Origin of the sequence: Streptomyces sp. NPDC050264, from assembly GCF_040655895.1 — a bacterium.
In the GTDB taxonomy this organism is placed as follows: Bacteria; Actinomycetota; Actinomycetes; order Streptomycetales; family Streptomycetaceae; genus Streptomyces.
The window spans coordinates 505,753-524,749 of the sequence record NZ_JBFAKV010000002.1 but is presented as its reverse complement, the minus strand read 5'-3'; the positions used below and the strand labels follow the sequence as shown (position 1 = coordinate 524,749).

Below are 18,997 nucleotides of genomic sequence, written 5' to 3'. Positions count from 1 at the left end.
CAGCTTTGGGTCGACACCTTGCGCCGCGCGGGAACGACGTCCTGTCATAGGGAACCCGCGCTTCACTCCATCAGGGCAGGCCATCCCCAGACCGCCGTAAGGTCCGCACAACGGACCGTGACAGTCGCGTCGGTCAGCGCGATTTCGTGCACGCAGCCACTCTCTTCGCCCGGAAGGATCTCGTCGAGAAGCACGGAGTCGACCGGCATCCAGTCGATGGAGTGGTCATAGTCGATGGAAAAGTGAGTCACTCCCGAATAGGTGATACGCAGACCAGAATCATGCTTCCACTGATTAGGAGCAAATTCGAGGGCCAACCCTCCGCTTTTGTCGGTAGCCAACTGGATACCAGACAATTCGAGATCCTTGACGCAGCGACTGTTTCCGCGCCCCATGTCGTAATGCGCAGGATCGGAAGCGAAAGCCCAAGCGCCTGTGGGCAATTCTTCGCGGATTTTGGGGAGCTCGGCCAGATAGTCCCTCGGGTCCAGGTAGAACCCGTCGGACTCCCAGACTGCCGTGACGTACTTCATTTGCAACCTTCCGCGGCGAGAGGCGGCCGCCTCCATTTGTCTCCGGTGATGTCCTCGGCCCCCTTGGGGGCGATGCGACCGACTTTCCGCAGTTCATAAACCATCCGCCCCTTGATGGCATTCTCTACAGCGGGCGGAACCTCGACCTCCGAGGCACTGATGCCATGCTTATTGAACCATCCCTGGCTGTTGAACAGCCCAACCTCGCGCATCGACTTGTCATATACGTGGATTTCCACGTCCGTACCCGTGCTGCCCACCGGAAAGACGTCGCGCCTGCCCGTGTACCCCTGCCCGAAGTCCAGCGGGTTCCGCGGTCCCGATGGCCCTTTCCCGGCGAGACCGAAGGGATCGCTCCAGCTCAGAGGATTGTGCACGTACGCGTAATGATCGGGTGCCGGAACGAGGCCCAGCGGATCCGGGCTGATGTACCGTGCCGTCTCGGGGTCGTAGTACCGGTGAAGGTTGTAGTGCAGGCCGGTCTCGGTGTCGGCGTACTGGCCGGGAAAGCGGAGCCGGCAGTCGACCTCCGACGTGTCCTCCTGCGGCGCCGGGAAGCTCGTGCCCCACAGACTGGTGCGGCGCTGCCACTCCAGCTCCCCTGCTGCGGAGACGAGTTCTGTGGGCGTGCCGACGGAGTCCGTGATTATGGCATGGAATCGGGTGGTATACACGAGGTCCGACTCTGCCGCCAACTGAGCCAGATAGGAGGCGTTGGGAGGGGTAGCCGACGGCTGGTGCTGTGTTTGGGCCACTGGGCGATCGCTGTCCGGCGCATAGTCCCAGGTAGTGGCCCGGCCGTCCGGACCCGTTACCTCGGCCAGGTGCAGGTCGTCCCATGTGAACTCCGTGTGGTCCGCTGTCGCGCCGTCGTCGGCCACGCGGTGCTTTGAAATCCGGCGGCCGAGCGGGTCATACGCGTAGCGCCAGCGGCTGCCGTCCGCTGCAACCACTTCCACGAGACGGTCTTCGGTGTCCCACGCGTAGGTCCACGTACGACGCTGGCCGTTGAGGAGTCTGCGAGTCCGGCGCACCAGGCGTCCCTGGGCGTCGTGTTCGTACGAGGTACGGCCGGCTGAGAGGAGGAGCGCGCCGTCGAACTCACGTTCACCGGGGGCTTTGTGGGCGGGCGCGGTAGCTCTGGTCACGTTGCCCGTAGTGCTGTACGCGTATGTCTCCGCCCAGCCGTGGGCGCCGATGCCGGTGACCCGCCCCATGTCATCGAGTTCGATACGGCGGGTGCCCGAGGTCAGTTCGCGGATCTCGGTGAGACAGCCGTCGGCCCGACGTGAATACGTGCGGTGCTGGAGAAGGTGATCCGTGCCGGACATGGCGGAGGGAGCGGTCAACGACTGCGCGGTCAGGAGTCCCCCCGCGCTCCAGCTCTGCGTCAGCGCCACGTCTGAGCCCATGAGGCGTTCGGTCTCACGGCCCGTGGCGTCATGGACAAAGTCCAGCGAGCACGCTGGTGAGCGCAGGGCGAGCGGGAGCCCCGCCGAGTCGTACGTCCACTCGGAGGCCAGGCCGGAAGGCGTGACCCGGCGGACACGGCGGCCGAGGGCATCGTAGGCATGCAGGATTGTCCGGCCATTGACGGTCTCCGACAACACTCGGCCGAGTACGTCCCGTTGCAGCATGACATCCGCGTCCCCGTTGATCGCACGATGCAGGCCGCCATCGGCACCGTAGGCGAAGGTCGTGACGTTGCCCGTGTCCGAGCGCTGCTCCACCACGCGCCCAAGGGCATCGCGGGTGAAGCGCAGCGTTTCGTCGGCGCCGTTGGTGCGTGAGCGCAGGGCGCCGGTCGCGTCGCGTGTGTAGGTGAGAGTGCGACCGTTGAAGTCTGTCTCCGCCGTGAGGTAACCAGCCGGGTCATAGGTGTACGACCAGGTCAACCCGTGGGGGTTGGTGACTTCGGTGAGGCGAAGTTCGGTGTCGTAGGTGAAGGCGTAGGTGGCTCCATCGGGGTCGGTACGGGTGGCTGGGACGTCGAACGGGGCGACAGTGTGCTGGGTGATGTGACCCGCCTGGTCGGTATGGGTGAGGAGGTTGCCCTCACCGTCCCAGGTCCACAACTCCTCAGTGCCGTCTACGTGTTCGCGGCGCTCCGGCTTGCCTTCGACGGTCCAGGATGTGCGGGTGATGTTGCCGAGGGGGTCCACCGTTTCGGTGATCCGTCCGAAGGCGTCCCGGCGCACCGTCGTGATGTGACCCAGTTCGTCAGTGAGGGTCAGCGGCAGACCGGCCGCGTTCACGGTGAACGCGCGGGTGTGTCCGAGCGCGTCCGTGAGCGTGTTCAGGTGACCGGACTCGTCGTAGTCGTTGTGGGTTTCGGCACCGAGCGGGTCGGTGGTCGTGAGGAGGTTGCCGCGCTCGTCGTATGTGTGCCGCCAGTAGGCGCCGCCGGGCTCGATGAACTCCGTGGGCAGGCCGAGATGGTTGTACGTCGCCCGTGCTGTCGCGTCGTCGGGCAGGGTGACCTGGGTGAGGTTTCCGGCCTCGTCATAGGTGTAGCGGGTGGTGTGTCCGAGCGGGTCGGTGACCGCGAGCGGCTTGTCGCCACGCTCGTCCCATTGGCGACGGGTGATGTTGCCGAGCGGGTCGGTCTCTTCGACGACCAGGCCCTCTGTGTTGTGGCGGTGATAGGAGGAGCGGCCGAGGGAATCGGTGTAGGTAGTGGTGCGGGACGCGTCGTCGTAGGCCAGCGCGCCGGAGAGGATGCCGTCGATGCCCGCGGTGCGGACGACCCGGCCGAGTGCGTCGTACTCGTAGGAGAACCACGTTCCGTTGCGGTCCTGCCACGCGGCGGCAGCAGGCGCAGCCGGTGGGGCCGGGGCAACAGCCGGCGTCGCAGTCGGTGGCAGCGCGGCGCTCACCATGGCCGCCCCTCTCGTGCTCATGGCCATAGCCGTGGGAGTGAGCGCGCATGCCGACTCCCAGCGCCAGCAGGCTATCGAGCACATCACAGAACTACTGGAGCAGCTGCACGAACAGAAGCTCGAAGACGAGCACAGCGAACTCGACGGTTGCCGCGACGCCATTGGCAAAGCCACGGCCATTCTGCTCGACCAGGGCAAGCTCGGTGTCTCGCTGGGGCTGGATTCCGCAGTGCATGCCATCAACACAGCGCTGGGCGCCGCTGACCGTCGACTTGCCCAGTGGGAGATCGCACTCGCCAAGCTGCCCGACGGTAAGGCCATCGACATCAGCACGCTGACCAAGTCGTTCCCCGGCATCGACGACGACGGCGGTACTTTCCGCGCCCACCTCGAACTCGCCGCCTTGGCCATAGCGCTGAAACGGCGGGTCAACGTCCTGCAGGCCGTCGAGCATGCCCAGAGTGACCCTGGCAACTTGTTCGAGAACTTCGTCCGCGCGCTCAAGGCCGACCAGCAGCGCCTCGACAAACTGGAGTCGGACACGGCCAGTGTCCTAGTACACCTGTCGACGCTGGAGCTGGCACGCCCGCAGGGTCTCCGCCCCGTCTTCACGACCGGTGAAGTCGATCGCTTGATGCGCACGGCATACCGAATCCGCAAGCTGGCCGACGGCGTCACGGTAGACAACCGCACGACAGACGTGGCGATTGAGATTGCCCGTGCCAAGGACGGCTCAGTGATCGTGTTCCCTGCGCTACCCGCGTCGGCGTAGGCGTGTCCGGGCTCACTCCGCGAATGGTGCTAACGAGCTCGTGTATGGATGGCGGCGGCGTAACCGCGCGCCGCCAGCCTGGGAGCCCAGTCCCTGATTTCCGGCATCGGCCATGTCCGCGCAGCTGGCCAGCGCGGCCGGGCTGCACCGGCTGCGGCTGCAGCGCCGTCACAGTCGAGGGCGCCCAGTGCGGCGACGGTGCGCGATCTTGGCAGCTAATTTCAATGGTGCCGTCAGACTCGAACTGGGCTTGACAACATAAGAGTTCACCCTAGCCACCAGGATCGCGCACGTTCCTCCACAGTCAAAGCCTGAACACCCCACGCCAGGTCCACCCGGCGCGCAGCACCGTGACCTCCAGAGGGTTTGTCATCTCCCGAGTGTCAAAACGGAACACCTCTGCCCGTTGTTTACCCCCATCGGGCCCCGTCACGGTCTCTTTTTGCGTGAACGTCGCAGGCGCGTGGCCGCGTCCATACTGCCCGTTGGCGTTACCTGCGGAACGGTTCTCCCAGCGCTCGTGGATAACGCGGACCTCATGCTTCTCGGGGACCAGGCGCATGCTGGTCTTCAGCCTCACACCAACCCGCTTGATGTGACACTCCGCCACCAAGTCCGCCTTCTCTCCATGCTGCCCTTCACGCACACTGAATGGCATGTCCCGGCTGTTCAGCGCGAGCAGCGCATCGCGCACCGCCGTCACCGGCTCTGGGGTGACACGGTCATCAGGGACTCTCGTGCCGGTCCATTTACTCAAGAATCCCATTGCTATGGTCGCGCCTTTGTATCGGAGTGAATTGTGCGGATGAAGTCCTGAAATTCCCCTAGGACGTCGTCGTGCTGAGCCGCGGTGGCGGTCAGCGCAAGCCGGAGCATCACACGCTTGGCCGGGTTCTCGATGTCCTGCAGCGACATGTACGCCTGTGTCTGGACGAGGTCGCGATGCGTGCCGTTGACGGTAGCGGAGAAGGCCAGCCGCTGAGTCAGAGCAGGCGCATCGGCAGCACCCACCTCGCGGCGGCGGCCCACCGTTACCCGCTCGACAACCTCGCGCAGGTGCTCGACCGACTCGTCCGCAATATCCGCCAGCGTCGTCGCTTCGGGGAGCATCTCACCGGCGATGGTGATGTTGGCGGCGAAGCCGACATCCGGCTGCGGATGCACCGCGGCGAAGGCCACCTCCTCGGTCTCGCCCGTCTCTGGGCGGGCGGGGACCCAGCCGTCCGGCAATCGAAAGTCAATGGGGATCGGCAATGGCGTGGGCATCTCTGCCCTCCTTACACGAGAAATGGATCAATCGAACCAGCCGGTGACGGTGTCCTTGACGGAGCCGGCGCCGTCGCCGATGGCCTCAACTCCATCGCCCACCGCACCGGCAACATCGCCGGCAGTTTCACTCAGCTTGTGTGGATCGACCGTGACCTCAACCCCGACCGCCCCGCCGAGTATGGGGGAGGCACCGGCCTTCCCTCCGAGACGGAACGTGCCGTCGTCGTCCTTCTTGAGGCCCCACCACGCTTCGGCACCGGGGCCGGCCCATCCCTCGGCCGTCCCGCCGATGCCGAGCCCGGCAACCTCGAAGCCGGCGGCTCCGCTGACCTTGCCCCCTGCGAACGCCTTCGCTCCCACGGTCAGCTCCTCCTTGGTGGCCTTGGCGTTGACGCCCGCTTCACCGCCCACGAAGCCCTCGCCGCGCGTGTACCCGCCGACCCAGGGGCCGTACTCGACCCGGCCTTCGGCCAATCCGCGGACTCCTGCGGATATCTCGGCCTTGCCGACGACGCCCTTGTCGTTGAATCCGTAGTTCGCGGTGGCCCGACCACCGCCGTAGATGTCGGCCACCCCTGAGAGCCTCAGGTCTCCCTGCGCCAGCGTGCCCTTGGCGGTCTCGTGGAAGGCGTCGATGTAGGCCTTGAGCGAGCCTTCCTTGCCATACTTGGGGCCGGTGACCGTAAAACCCATGTGCGGCCATCCGTCAGTCCTGGTGTGGGGGGCCTTCTGCTTGCCCAGGTACTGGTCGATGTTGCCGTCGGCCTGGCCGTTGAAGCCGTTGACGGTGCCGTCCTGGAGGTCGCTGTCCACCACGACCGACTGCAGCGCGGTCTGGACATCCTTGTCGGCCGCGTCCGTGTCCTTCACACACTGGTCGATGACCAACTGCCAGGCGGTGACGGCTTTGTTGATACTGCTCCGGTAGTCAGGGTCGTGGACCATTGCGTGGCGCTCGGCGTCGGTCAGATCCGTCGTGTCGAAGGACGCCACCCCTTGGTCGGAGACCTTCATCCCTGCCTTGATGGCATCGCTGCGGACCGATTCGAGTTGCTTCCGCAGGCTCGTGAACCCTGTGTGCGCTTCGCGGAGCAGAGAGGCGATGGCTTTCGCCTCGGTCTGGGCTTTCTGGAATTCCCTGAGGGTCACGTCGAAACGCCCGCTGGCTGCCTGCGCGCTGAGCCCCGTCCACGTGCTACCCATGGATATGCCGTGCACGTCACGGCGGTACGCGCTCTCCAGGTCATGGAAATTCTTGGTCGCCATGCGCTCCCACTGGTCGGCGGCCGTGGTGAGCGACGACAGGTCGGTCGTCATGATCTCGTGGTACGTCGGCATGGATTCCCCGTTGGATGATGCAGCTGCGTTGTCCGCCGGAACGGCTGGGATCAGAATGTGTCGAGAGAAGACGAGGAACGCACCCCGGATCCGACCCCGGCATCCGTTCCGGTCAACGTGGTGTTGCTGCTGCGCAACGCCGTCTTCTCCAAGGACAGCCGGCTCATGAGGTGCTGCACCTGCTCCCCCCACGCCTTGTGGGCCTTACTCATCGCGTTGGACGTGAGCCACCCATGCCCGTCCTTCGGCCCGAAGGCCTTCACAACGCCGTGCGTCTCTTCGTCGGCCGCATCGCCCGCCTGCGTGGTATCGGGCTGGATGTGGTCTTCGATGGCCCGTGCGGCCGCCTTCTTCTGCGCCGGACTCGACGCGAGATCCGGCTGTCCGCCGAGGGCTGGCCCTTCACCGGCGGGAATCTGGTTCAGACGCATCCCGACCGCACCGTCCGGCATGTGCTGCTCCCCGTTCGAGTCCGTCACTGGCCCTGCCCCCACTCGATCCTCGTCATGTCACGGCCTGCCCGTGTGGTTGTTGTCCCGGTGCGGCCATGGCTGCCCCTGTCCCGCCTGCGGGCTTGGAGGAGGCGGCTGGGCCCATCCGTGTTGCGGCGTCGGCTGCACGGCCGCAGTTTGGACCGAGCGGCGCCTGCGGCTACGCACGGCGAGCACCCCACCGCCCGCTCCGACCAGCACGAGCACACCCACGTTCACCAAGATCCACGGCAAGGCACTCGAATCACCATCGGAGGGTGCAGCGGGAGACGCCGAGGCTCCCGAGGACGGCTCGGCGCTGGCACCGCCCTGCGTCGCGGAGCTTCCGGCCTTGTCATCCGGCAGCGGGTATGCGTGAGCCGGCCCCGGGTCACCGGGATTGGTGAGTGCGATCCGGGGGCGTACAGCGCCGTAGCCGATGGGGTCGGTGCGCTGCTGGCCGCTGACGGGGCCACTTGCGGTGTTCAGCATGACTCGCAGGACCTGGTTGTTCGTCCAGTCCGGGTGCTGCGACCAGATCAGTGCCGCCGACGCCGACGCGAGCGCGGTGGCGTCACTAGTGCCGTGCGAGTCGCACACCTCGCTGCCGCCCTTGCAGGCTGCGACGATCTTCGCTCCGGGTGCGACCAGGTCGACCTGCGGACCGCGTTGGGATTCGCTGGTCACCTTGAGGTCCTTGCCGATCGCGCCGACGCCGATCACGCCTGGGGTCGCGGCCGGGTACTCCGCGCGGTTCGTCCCCGAGCCGGTGTTGCCGACGGCCGCGAAGACCAGCTTGTTCTTGGAGAGCGCGTAGGCGACCGCAGAGTCGAGCTTCTTCGAGTGGTCCTCACTGCCCAGGGAGATGTTGATGATCTGGGCGTCGGATTCGGCGGCGTAGCGGATGGCCTTGGAGATGTACGTGGGGTAGTCGTCCGGATTGCCGTCCTTGCGGCTCTTCTCGATGAAGTCCGGCACCCGGATCGGCAGGATCTTGGCTCCGGGAGCCAGCCCGTACGAGGCCTGCGTCCCGCCTCTCGCGCCGGTGGCCGCGATCAGGACGGCCATGCGGGTGCCGTGTCCGTCGTAGTCCGACTGTGCGTCACCGGGATGCCGTGAGTAGTTCTTGCCCGGCACTACCTGCCCACGCAGGTCTGCAAGATCGGGGTCGACGCCCGAGTCGACGACCGCAACCGTGACGCCCTTGCCGTTGGTGGTCTTCCACATCTGATCGGCGTGCATGGCATCCAGGTACCACTGCTCGGCCCGGACCGACTCGGCACTGGCCGGCGTCACGGCGACACCTGCGAATACGACGCCGGCCAGGGCCGCCGCCAGCCGGAGCCTGCGGACCTGCTTGGTACGGGAACCCATGGTCATCCTTCGTTGTCGCGCCGAGCTGTCGGAGGCAGGCCCGGCAGACGCAGCTCAGGCACCCGGCGCTCCGGCTGCTCCACCTCAATGTCCTCTACGTCCTCGCGCTCCGGCGTCGCATCGCGCGGATGCTCCTCCGAAGAACGCCGCCCATCATCCTTACGTGCCGCGGACGCGGAGCCGCGGGCAGGATCGTCACCGACACGCTGCGCCGGTGCGTTGCTCCGATTCGCCGCCGCGCCGCGGGTACCACCCGCCGCCCGAGTAGTGGCCAACGAGGCACGCCGTGCCTTTGAGGTCTGCTGCGGCTGACCGCCGGCAACACCGTCCGAGCCGGCCGGCATCCGTCCACCGGAGCCGCCAATTTTGCGCACTGTGCCGACTGTGGTGTCGCGGCGTGATGCGGCTCCAGTACGTGCCGATCCCTCTGGCGCACCGCCTCGGGCTCCGCTTCCCCGCTCGGAAGGCGATCCGCCAACGACCGTCCCCCGGGGAATCGCGCTTGTACCGCGCCCCGTCTGCTGCGAGACCGGACGTCCACCGGCAATTCCGTTCGACGGCTGCCCGGAACTCACGCCACCAGGCCCGCGCACTGGCGAGGCCGTGCCTCCCTGTACACCTGGGATCCCCGGCCGCCCCGCCACGGGAGCCTCGCGTCCCGGTGTCACTCCACGAGAAGAGCCGGGGGCGCCGGTGCCCTCCGGAACGCCGAACGGTCCGCGCCCGCCGGGTGACGATGGCACGCGGCCAGCACTGCCCAGCCCACGCGGCGAAGCAGCGGAACGACCCGTGCTTGCGAACACCGGAGGCGGCGCTCCCGGAACCGCGGGGCCCGTGCCCGGTGAACCACCCGGCAACGCGGAAGGCGGCGCCGCGGGAGAGGACACCGTCGCAGCGGTGGGCGACGGTAGCGTGCCTGCACGGTCAAGCGACGTGCCCGGACTGCCTGAGGCAAGATCCGGAACTGGCCTGTGGGAAACGGAAGTTACGGCCGCTTGATGGCCTCCCCCTGCCAGGGAAGCACCGTGCGCCGCTTCGCCGAGCACCGCAGCCCCCGCCGCGACAACGCCGGCTCCGCTGACCGCCGCAGCGGTCCCCGCGCCCGACGAATCACCGGAAGCCTCATCAGGGCGATGGCTGAGGTCGTCGCGGCTGTCCGGCACGAACTGCTTGGGAAGGGCCGGAAACTCCGGTGCTCTCAGGGCCTCGATCTGCTCCGTGGATGCCGAGTACGACTGCGCCAGCTTCGTCATCAACAGGGAGGCTTCGGCACGATCGTTGTCGTACTGCGATTTGGCCGTCTTCACCGAGGACGCTGACGGCCCGCTGTCATGGTTACCGACGTCCGTCGCCGCGGCGTCATGTGCGTCCAGGATCGAGCGCGCCGGGGCGCTGGAGTTCTTCAACGACTCCAGCTGTGGCTTGACTTCGTGCAGTGTGTCCGCCGCGTGGCCCAGCCACTTTCCGGCGCTCTCGCTGTAGTCGCCCAGGCTCAAAGTCGCCCGCGCGGCATGATCGATCCACTTGCGGAACGCCTCGGCGCCCTCGCCGTCCCACTCGACCGCCGTGCTGTGCGTCTTCAGGTCGTCGCCGATGTCTTTGATCGTCTTCGCTGCCGTGGTCAGCAGCACGCCAAGATCCGCAGCTGCTGCCCCGTCCGCCGGCTCGACCATCGCCCACAGCTCTTCCGGGGTGTGCACGGCGAAGCGGTACTGCTTGGCCATACCCCATACGTGGGAACCCAAGTCGCTCATGCCCCGTACCCTCCCTCAACCATGCCAGCCCCAGGCCCGAGTGCTACCACGGCGCCCCCGCCCACGCGTGACGGCATCACAGTCCCCCCGCCTCGTCTTCCGCCGCCTTCGGCACGGGCTCGCCCCCGGCGGCAGTGTCGGCGCCATTGTGATGAGAGCCGTGCGTCGCCTTTCCGCCGCGGTTCACCAGGGCATCCGCCTGCGACCGGATCCGGCTCAGGCGAGCGCGGACGTCCTCGTCGAGGTTGTCGTAACCCGTCTTGGTCGCATCGACCGTCACCACCAAGCCCTCAATCTGCAGGGCCAGCATCTTGGAAAGATTCGCCAGTTGGCTGTGCACCTTCGTGTAGGCCGAGTGCAATCCATCGGCCTCTTCGAACGCGCCCAACCGGCCGCTCGGCATCGCCCCATTCGCGATCGACTTCGGCGCCGCCTTCGACTTCTCCAAGTCGCGTAGCAGTGCGTCGACTCGACGCTTGAACGCCGAGAGCGTCTCACCCTCGACCAACATGGTCTTCGCCGCGCCGGCTCCGGCCGCTGCCGCCTGCGACGCACCCCCCGTGCCGTCGGACACGATCCTGCCCTCCCCGTACAACCTGCCTCTCAGCACACATTCAGTCCTGCTGAGGCCCTTCTGTATTTTCTCATCTGTAACAGAAGCAACCCAAGCACCGTATCCGGGTTGCACACGCACCGCACGACACAGGCTCGCGTCGGGCGATCGACTGGCTGAAAGTACGTCACAAGCCAAGCCTTCGGCGGTCTCGAGTCACGAGAACATAGCTGCGCCGATTCCTGCGACTTTCGAGATCAGACCCAGGCCATACCCATCCTCCAGCCACGCCGCCTCTGGTCTCCCCTACGGGGAGCGCCGCGCGCGCTGTCCCTGATTGGCCGCTTCACACCGCTCCTACAGGCCTCCTCCTCGCCCACCGCTCTCGAGCCGAACTCGGCCACTACTCCTGTGACTTCCCGGCCGCGTGCTGCTTGCCAGCCCGTTCGGGGACCCGCCCCGCGCCGCCAGAATCCACATGCGACTCAGGAGTCCAAGCTAGTGCGGGGTTGAGTGGCAGGTTCAGTATCGCGGCCTGTAGGACCGGTATGGTCACGGAGGCCGCTACGATGGCCCTGGCCCTGGCCCTGATCTCCCCACTCCACGTCGGCCAGAACATGAGTTTGCCCACGTCGACCCCGACGTGGAGGGCCACGCCTGCACACCGGCAAGGTGAACATCATCGGTGAATTTCAGGTCGTGATCGAGTCCAACTCGACGCTGTACGCCGTGGCCGGCAGGGCGGAGACCCTGCAACCGCGTCGCCTCCTGCGGTTCATGAGCGCGCCAACTCTCCCTGCCACCAGAGGCGAACCCCCTCGGTCCCGAACAGATAGACCACCTAGACATTCGCCGGCACAACCGCCCTTGCGCCGTACTCAGCGAGTACCGCCGCACCTACTGAAGTACACAGATGCACATTTCCCCACACACGCGTCCCCGCGGATGTGGGGAACAGAGCGGCATGCCGTGCCCAGTGTGCAGTGGCTGGGGATCATCCCGCACTCGCGGGGATGGTCCTATACGCCACCCCGACAAGGCCTGACCTGCCCGACAGGGCGCCTGACACCCCATCAGTACGGGCGTCAAATGAGCGTCACGATCGTCATTTCAGGGTCGAGATATCGCCCGCAATACCCACATCGCGCCTGATGCGCATGAGCAAAACCCAGACTCCGGAGCCCTTAGCGACCGGTTCGAGAATCGCCACGCACTCCACATGATGCGTCATCGGAAAAACAGCGACTCGGCAGCCGAGCTGCCTACCGCCTTGGCACGGCGTTCCGATGACTCACTCTCGACCGCGGCGAGTGCCGGACGCTAAACCGGAGAACCCTCTTCACGTCGCACTCACCGTTCTCACTCGCACAGCGTCCCGACATCACCCCTGAACCTCAGCCCCGCGTCGCGTCGTCCACTCGCCACCGGACCCGCACTGCAATCTGATCGGACGCGGAGTCGATAGGACACGCCGGATGTGCTGCACGGAACAGCGAGTCCGGCATTACAGCGCCGCGAGCCCCGTCACAGCCTCGGCGCGCTGATCGCCAGGCCGCCGACCCGCTGCCAGCCGCGTTCAACTTCTCCTTGCGTCACGCAACAGCCATACCCGAAAACCGGCATACCACCCACCCGAAATCGGAACTGGGGTCAAGATTTCGCACGCCCCCATAACCCAGATTCCAGACATGGTGTCGCCGCTTCCGGCCCCACTCCCACGGGGAGCAACCCTCACCAGCAGCAAGAGCGCCAGCCCATAACCAAAAGCCCACCCATACGACGGGGAGCCACAGGTCACAAACCGGGCACGGATGTGAACACGCGCGCAAGGAATCGACTATGCGCGCATGGGCCCGAGTGGGAGCAAACAGACAAGGGGACAGTGGGAGCACGCTCCCACTCCCCCGCTCCCACCCGGGAGCGAGCCGAAAACAGAAAAAGAGCCGTTCGAAAACGGCCCTTCACCTGCGACGTTCGATACGTTCGAACTGTCGGGACGACAGGATTTGAACCTGCGACCCCTTGACCCCCAGTCAAGTGCGCTACCAAGCTGCGCCACGTCCCGGTGCTCGCTGACCTGGGCTTTCCCCTGGCCGAACGTGCACCGAAACCATACCGCACTTGGGGCAGTGGTCGCGCATCCCTTTCGGTCGCGGGGCGGGCTTGACCTCAAGCAAGGTTGAGGTCGCACGCTGCTTGTCATGACGACCACGGCGAAGACCAGGACGAGGACGAAGACGGAGACTGCGCGGCGACGCGTGTACGGGTATAGGGATCTGGCTCGTCTGATGAGCCTGATGACCGGCGACGAGAAGCACGGGCCCGCCGCCACCTCCACCCTCGACGTGCTGTGGGTGCTCTACGACAAGGTGCTGCGAGTCCGGCCGGGGACCGTTGACGATCCGGGGCGCGACCGGTTTCTGCTCTCCAAGGGGCATGGGCCGATGGCGTACTACGCGGTGCTCGCCGCGAAGGGGTTCGTGCCGGTCGAGTGGCTGGGCGGGTTCGGGGAGTACGAGTCGCGGCTCGGGCACCATCCCGACCGGGTTCTCGTGCCCGGCGCGGAGATCGGCAGCGGGTCGCTCGGGCACGGGCTGCCGATCGCCGTGGGGACCGCGCTCGGTCTGCGTGCCCAGGGGCTTGATGACGCCGCCGTCTGGGTCCTGGTCGGCGATGCCGAACTGGACGAGGGCAGCAATCACGAGGCCATCGCGTTCGCCGGTGCCGCCGGCATCGAGCGGCTGCACACCGTCGTGATCGACAACCTGTCCGCCACGTACGGCAGGGCGGGCGGTATCGCGGCCCGTTTCGAAGCGGCGGGCTGGTCGACGCTGAGCGTGGACGGCCGGGATCACGCTGCGCTCTGTGAGGCGTTCGACGCGCCGCATCCGGGGCGGCCGCACGTGGTCGTCGCGCGCGTCGAGCCGAAGTTCTCGTAAGCACCCCAGGTCCCCCTTTCAACCCTCTGCGCACCGTTCGGAAGGAAGTCGCCATGGACACCATGCGTGACCGTTTCGCCCCCGTCGTCTCCCGGCTGCTCGACGAGGATCCCCGTGTGGCCGTCGTGCTCGCGGAGATCGGCCTGGCACCGTTCGCGCAGGCCGCTCGCCGCCATCCGGACCGGGTGATCAACGTCGGGATCAGGGAGCAGCTGCTCGTCGGGGCCGGGGCGGGGCTCGCGCTCGCGGGGCTGCGGCCCGTCCTGCACACCTTCGCGAGCTTCCTCGTGGAACGGCCCTTCGAGCAGGTCAAGCTGGATTTCGGGCACCAGGACGTGGGCGGGGTGCTGGTGAGCGCCGGCGGGTCGTACGACGTGTCGGCCGGTGGCTTCACGCACATGGCGCCCGGCGACGTGGCTCTGCTCGACACGCTCGACGGCTGGACCGTGCACGTGCCCGGGCATCCCGACGAGGCGGAGGCGCTGCTGCGGCACGCCGTGGCCGACGGTGACGAGCGCGTGTACGTCCGGCTGTCCGCGCAGGCCAACCGGGAGCCACTCGTCGTGGACGGTGCTCGGTTCCTGACCGTGCGGGAGGGGCGCGGGGGTGTCGTGGTCGCTGTCGGGCCGATGCTCGACAATGTGCTGGCCGCGACGGAGGGCCTTGACGTCACTGTGCTGTACGCGTCGACAGTGCGGCCTTTCGACTCCGGGGCGCTGCGTCGGGCCGTTGGAGAGGGCGGGGCCGCCGATGTCGTCCTCGTCGAGCCGTATCTGGCGGGCACGTCGACGGCCGCCGCGAACGACGCACTCGCCGATCTTCCGCATCGCGTGCTCGGGCTCGGTGTGGGCCGCCGTGAGCTGCGGCGCTACGGCCTCATGGAGGACCACATCGCCGCGCACGGGCTCGACGCGGCGACGCTACGGACGCGGATCGGCGACTTTGTGGGCACACCGCCGGTCACGGGATAGGCGCGGCGCGGATCAGCGACTTTCCGGGCGCGCCGGTTGCGGGGCCGGTGCGGGCAGGGAGCGTCGAGGGGACGCGTCCGCTCGTACGAGGTCTCGGATCGCCGGGATCGCGAGCAGTGCGGCCGCGCAGACGACGGTGACGACGCCTCCGGTGAGCAGGACGTGCCGGGTGCCGAACGCGCCGGCCGCGGGGCCGGCGAGCGCCTGGCCGACGGGGGCCATGGCGAGGGAGCCTGCGACGTCGTACGCGTGGATGCGGTTGAGGACGTCGCGGGGCACCTGTGTCTGCACGCTCGTCGCCCACATCACGCCCCAGAACGACAGGCCGGCGCCGGCCACCGCGCAGCCCGCCATCATCCCGGGCACGCCGAGTCCCGCGCCGACGGCCGCCGGGAACAGGGCGAATCCGAACAGGGCGAAGGAGCCGGCGCGGAGCATGCGGCGGGGGCGCAGGCGCAGGGCGACGAGGCCGCCGATCACGGTGCCCGCGCCGAGCGCCGAGTTGACCAGGCCGTAGGCGCGCGGGCCGTGTTCCTGGGTGACCTGGGTGGCGACGAGGGGGACGGCCGGGCCCGACGCGCCGATCATCAGGACGCACCAGACGGCGATGACGCCCCACAGCCAGGGGCGGGACCTGAATTCCCGCCAGCCCTGGACGAGATCCCGGCGGAAGCCGTTGTGGGCGGGCAGGCTGTCGGGCGGTGCCGGGGGCAGGCGCAGCAGGACCAGGCACAGGGCGCTCAGTGCGTAGGTTCCCGCGTGTGCGGCGAAGACGAGGCCCGGGGAGGCGAACGCGACGAGCAGGCCCGCGACGGCGGGGCCCGCGAGCTGGGAGCCGGACTCGGCGACGCGGATCGACCCGTTCGCGGCCTGTACGTCGTCGGCGAGGCGGGGCACGGTGCTGGCGACGCCGGGCTGGAAGATCGCGGACGCCGCGCCGTTGACGGCCCCGATGACGCAGATCTCCCACAGCACGACGTGCCCGGTGAAGAACATGACGGCGGCGAGGGACTGGGATATCAGGCGCGTGACGTCGGCGCCGATCATCAGCCACCGGGTGTTGAAGCGGTCCGCGAAGACCCCGCCGAAGATGACGAGCCCGGCGAAGCAGGCGACGGACGCGGCCATCGCGAGGCCGACGGCGCCCGCGCCGTACCCGTACTGCAGCAGCCCCGCGGCGAGGGCCACGGGCAGCATGGTGTCACCGAGTTTGGCGACGGCCCGCGCCGTGAAGAACAGTCCGAAGTCCCGTGACCAGATGCCGCGCGGCCGGCGCGGGGAGGCGTCGCGGCGGCCCTGCCGTCGCCATCGGGTGCGGCCTGTAGCCGTTTCCGGCGCGGTCGGCCGCTTGTCGTCGCCCGCCGCGCCACCGCTTTCCGTGCCGCCCCCGCTCATGCCCGCCCCGACTCCTCCCCGGCCGTTCCCACCCCTACGGGCGGATCATGCCACGCGCACCGGGCCGGGCCCCATGGAGTTTCAGTCCGCTGTACGGAGGCTCAACTCCGGGTGGGCGTCGAGCAGTCGGGGCGGGGCCGCCTGGTGCCAGGAGTCGGTGAGGATGGCCCGCAGTTCGTCCGTGTCGTCGAGCGCGGCGAGCCGGGCGCGGACCCATGCGAAGGACGCCTCGTGGTCGGCGATCCAGAACTTCTCCGGCTCGGCCAGGACCAGTTCGTCGCGCTCCTCCTTGGGGCAGCGCACGGCGATCGACGTCTCTTCCTCGGGCATCGTGACGAACATCTTCCCCGCGACCCGGAAGGTCGGCATGCTCCAGGCGATCTTCTCCGTCGTCTCCGGAAGGGACAGGGCGATGCTGCGTACATCTTCGGCGTCCGGCATGGGAGGAACCGTAGCCAAGGGCACTGACAGTCGCGTCCGACGGGCCGGTCACGGCACGCGTTTGTCCAGCCAGGCCGTGAGGTCGTCCTGCACTTCACCGCGGTTCGTCTCGTTGAGGATCTCGTGGCGTGCGCCTTCGTAGCCGCGCCACGTCAGGTCGGTGACACCGGCGTACCGGAAGTCCTCCAGGAGTTCGTGGACGAGGGTCATCCGTTGGTTGCAGGGGTCATCGGTGCCGACCGCGACGTGGATGGGGAGGTCGGCGGGGATGCGGGCGAGGTTCGCCGGGTCGTTGATGCGGCGTACGGCGCGAACCCAGTCGAGGGTGAGGCCCGCCGAGAAGGGGAAGCCGCAGCGCTCGTCGGCCACGTACGCGTCGACCTCGGCCTCGTCCCGCGAGAGCCACTCGAAGCCGGTGCGGTGCGGGTAGGGGTCGTTGAACGTGGCGAACAGGTCGGGGACGTAGGAGGAGAGTTCGGCCCGTCCGGAGCGGGCGATGTCCGCCTCCAGGGCCGCGATGGAGCCCTCGTTGTCGGCGCCGGGCAGCGAGCGGAAGGTGCCGGAAAGGATCAGGCCGACCAGGTCGTCCGGGTGCCGCTGCGCGTAGTCCCGCGCGAGCAGCGAGCCGAGGCTGTGGCCGAGCAGGACGAAGGGGACGTTCGGGTACAGCGCCCGTGCCTGGTCGCCGATCGCCTTGAGGTCCTCGACGATCGCGACCCAGGCGTCGACCGTGCCGGGTTCCGCGTCGTCGGTGACGCCGTAGCCGCCGGTGGTCACGGCGGTGGCGCCGTGGCCGCGGTGGTCGGAGGCGATGACGCCGTAGCCGTGCGCGGTCAGGTGCCGGGCGAACCGGTCGTAGCGCAGTCCGTGCTCGGCCGCGCCGTGCGCGATCTGCACGAACGCGCGGGGCCTGCCACCGTCGGGCAGCCAGGTGTACGTGGCCACGGCCGCGCCGTCGCCGGTGCTCAGCACGCTGGTGGTGTACGCGGGGTCGGTCATGGGGGCGGCTCCTGGTCATCGGTGGGCGGGTGGGTCCTCTCCATCTCCCCTGCCCCGTCGGCGCTCATGCCTGCACGAAGGCGAACGGCGGCACGGGGCGCTTGTTGACCAGCGTCGGGGGGCCGCAGAGCCCCCGTGGGCGGTCGGGTAGGGCAGTACCGTGGTCGGGACCAGGATCTACGACGGGGTGTGGGTGCTCATGGCGCAGCAGTCGCCACTGATGACGTTCCGGGAACCAGGGGCGCCCCCGCTGAGGATGGTGGCTCTGGAGGAGGACTTCGACCCCGCTGAACTCGACCCGTACATCGCGGCGTTGGAGGTCGTGGGGCGGATGCCCGTCGATCGGTACTGGCCGGAGCCATGGCACGACGAGGCAGGCGGCGTCCTGTAAGCCGCTCAGCCCCCGGCCGCCTCCCCGAGCGCGTCCAGGACCGGGCGGATCAGCGGATGCGTCTCCGCGCCGTGGCGGACCGCCGCGAAGACCTTTCGGGTGGGGGTCACGCCGTCGATGGGGCGGACCACGACGTCGGCGAGGTCCATGCCGACCAGTGCCGAGCGTGGGACGAGGGCCACGCCCGCGCCCGCGGTGGCGAGGGCCACGACGGCGCGGAAGTCGTCGGAGAGGTGCTCGAACTGCGGGGCGAAACCGGCGTGTTCGCAGGCCAGGACGACCACGTCGTGGCACGGGTTGCCGGGGTAGGGGCCGATCCAGGTGTCCTTCGCCAGCTCGGCGACCGGTACCCGTTCGGCGTCCGCGAGCCGGTGCGCGACCGGCAGCACCGCGTCGAACGGCTCCGCGTAGAGCGGCACCCTTGTGATGCGGTCGTCGTCGGCCCCCGGGGCGCCCCGGTACTCGACGGCGACCGCGACATCGATCCGGCGGTCGAGGAGCATCGGCAGGCTGGCGTCGCCCTCGGCGTCCTGGACCCGGACCCGGATGCCGGGCGCGGTGTGCGCGAGCCGGGCCAGGGCCGGGCCGACGACCAGGCCGATACCGGTCGCGAAGGAGGCCAGCGTCACCGTGCCCGCCTCGCCGGTGCTGTACGCGGCGAGCTCCGCCTCGGCCCGCTCCAGCTGGGCCAGGACGGCGTTGGTGTGGGTGAGCAGGATCTCGCCCGCGGGGGTGAGACGGACTCCGCGGGCACCGCGTTCGACCAGTTTGTGGCCCGTCTCCTGTTCCAGGGCCGTCAGCTGCTGGGAGACCGCGGACGGGGTGAGGTACAGCGCGGCGGCAGCCGCCGTGACGGTGCGGTGGTCGGCCACCGCACGCAGGATGTGCAGCCGCCGCGCTTCGATCATGCCCCGATTGT

The 18,997-nt window shown here is 68.2% G+C and carries 16 protein-coding genes, 1 tRNA gene and 1 pseudogene; 4 read left to right on the top strand and 14 right to left on the bottom strand.

Going from position 1 to position 18,997, the window contains the following annotated elements:
* Window positions 1-62: 62 nt before the first annotated feature.
* Window positions 63-533 carry a hypothetical protein gene (locus tag AB0J02_RS05055; protein WP_363192172.1) on the bottom strand — a complete coding sequence of 157 codons (471 nt, stop codon included), beginning with the start codon at window positions 531-533 and terminating at the stop codon, window positions 63-65.
* Entirely contained in the window at window positions 530-3,412 is a 2,883-nt protein-coding gene (locus AB0J02_RS05050; protein ID WP_363192171.1) for an RHS repeat-associated core domain-containing protein, read from the bottom strand. The genes AB0J02_RS05055 and AB0J02_RS05050 overlap by 4 nt, the downstream gene beginning before the upstream one ends.
* Between AB0J02_RS05050 and AB0J02_RS05045 the strand changes: the two are divergent.
* Window positions 3,336-4,184, top strand: a pseudogene (locus AB0J02_RS05045) (hypothetical protein); the annotation flags it as partial. The gene AB0J02_RS05050 and the pseudogene AB0J02_RS05045 sit on opposite strands and share 77 nt — an antisense overlap.
* A gap of 304 nt (window positions 4,185-4,488) precedes the next feature.
* Here AB0J02_RS05045 and AB0J02_RS05040 read toward each other — a convergent pair.
* The 8 genes from AB0J02_RS05040 to AB0J02_RS05005 form a co-directional block, all read right to left on the bottom strand.
* Window positions 4,489-4,950: a hypothetical protein gene (locus tag AB0J02_RS05040; protein WP_363192170.1), complete on the bottom strand. Its 462-nt coding sequence runs from the start codon at window positions 4,948-4,950 to the stop codon at window positions 4,489-4,491.
* 2 nt (window positions 4,951-4,952) lie between these two features.
* Complete coding sequence (locus tag AB0J02_RS05035; protein ID WP_363192169.1) at window positions 4,953-5,450, bottom strand: hypothetical protein; 498 nt, start codon at window positions 5,448-5,450, stop codon at window positions 4,953-4,955.
* A 27-nt stretch (window positions 5,451-5,477) separates the two neighbouring features.
* Window positions 5,478-6,770, bottom strand: a complete 1,293-nt coding sequence (locus tag AB0J02_RS05030; protein ID WP_363192168.1) for a hypothetical protein — start codon at window positions 6,768-6,770, stop codon at window positions 5,478-5,480.
* Between the two features lie 71 nt (window positions 6,771-6,841).
* Complete coding sequence (locus AB0J02_RS05025; RefSeq protein WP_363192167.1) at window positions 6,842-7,243, bottom strand: hypothetical protein; 402 nt, start codon at window positions 7,241-7,243, stop codon at window positions 6,842-6,844.
* A 57-nt stretch (window positions 7,244-7,300) separates the two neighbouring features.
* On the bottom strand, window positions 7,301-8,635 hold the full coding sequence (mycP, locus tag AB0J02_RS05020; RefSeq protein WP_363192166.1) for a type VII secretion-associated serine protease mycosin: 1,335 nt from the start codon (window positions 8,633-8,635) through the stop codon (window positions 7,301-7,303).
* Window positions 8,636-8,637: 2 nt separating this feature from the next.
* Window positions 8,638-10,359 (bottom strand): hypothetical protein, encoded by a 1,722-nt coding sequence (locus AB0J02_RS05015; protein ID WP_363192165.1) that lies wholly within the window; start codon window positions 10,357-10,359, stop codon window positions 8,638-8,640.
* Between the two features lie 106 nt (window positions 10,360-10,465).
* Window positions 10,466-10,963: a hypothetical protein gene (locus AB0J02_RS05010; RefSeq protein ID WP_363192164.1), complete on the bottom strand. Its 498-nt coding sequence runs from the start codon at window positions 10,961-10,963 to the stop codon at window positions 10,466-10,468.
* A 1,970-nt stretch (window positions 10,964-12,933) separates the two neighbouring features.
* Window positions 12,934-13,007, bottom strand: a tRNA-Pro gene (locus tag AB0J02_RS05005).
* A gap of 223 nt (window positions 13,008-13,230) precedes the next feature.
* Between AB0J02_RS05005 and AB0J02_RS05000 the strand changes: the two genes are divergently transcribed.
* Together AB0J02_RS05000 and AB0J02_RS04995 are read left to right on the top strand one after the other, a co-directional pair.
* The gene (locus tag AB0J02_RS05000; protein WP_363192163.1) at window positions 13,231-13,881 is read left to right on the top strand and encodes a transketolase; all 651 of its coding nucleotides are present in this window, start codon (window positions 13,231-13,233) and stop codon (window positions 13,879-13,881) included.
* 53 nt (window positions 13,882-13,934) lie between these two features.
* Window positions 13,935-14,852 carry a transketolase gene (locus tag AB0J02_RS04995; RefSeq protein WP_363192162.1) on the top strand — a complete coding sequence of 306 codons (918 nt, stop codon included), beginning with the start codon at window positions 13,935-13,937 and terminating at the stop codon, window positions 14,850-14,852.
* A gap of 12 nt (window positions 14,853-14,864) precedes the next feature.
* Here the strand turns inward: AB0J02_RS04995 and AB0J02_RS04990 are convergent, their stop codons facing one another.
* From AB0J02_RS04990 to AB0J02_RS04980, 3 genes are all read right to left on the bottom strand, one after another.
* Window positions 14,865-16,247: an MFS transporter gene (locus tag AB0J02_RS04990; protein ID WP_363192161.1), complete on the bottom strand. Its 1,383-nt coding sequence runs from the start codon at window positions 16,245-16,247 to the stop codon at window positions 14,865-14,867.
* A gap of 81 nt (window positions 16,248-16,328) precedes the next feature.
* A complete protein-coding gene (locus AB0J02_RS04985; RefSeq protein ID WP_363192160.1) occupies window positions 16,329-16,688 on the bottom strand; it encodes an MmcQ/YjbR family DNA-binding protein in 360 nt (119 codons plus the stop codon).
* A gap of 48 nt (window positions 16,689-16,736) precedes the next feature.
* Complete coding sequence (locus tag AB0J02_RS04980) at window positions 16,737-17,687, bottom strand: alpha/beta hydrolase (RefSeq protein ID WP_363192159.1); 951 nt, start codon at window positions 17,685-17,687, stop codon at window positions 16,737-16,739.
* Window positions 17,688-17,847: 160 nt separating this feature from the next.
* Here AB0J02_RS04980 and AB0J02_RS04975 point away from each other — a divergent pair, with 160 nt between their 5' ends.
* A complete protein-coding gene (locus tag AB0J02_RS04975; protein ID WP_363192158.1) occupies window positions 17,848-18,078 on the top strand; it encodes a hypothetical protein in 231 nt (76 codons plus the stop codon).
* Window positions 18,079-18,083: 5 nt separating this feature from the next.
* On the opposite strand, the gene AB0J02_RS04970 is transcribed toward AB0J02_RS04975, so the two are convergent.
* Window positions 18,084-18,986, bottom strand: a complete 903-nt coding sequence (locus tag AB0J02_RS04970; RefSeq protein ID WP_363192157.1) for a LysR family transcriptional regulator — start codon at window positions 18,984-18,986, stop codon at window positions 18,084-18,086.
* Window positions 18,987-18,997: the final 11 nt, after the last annotated feature.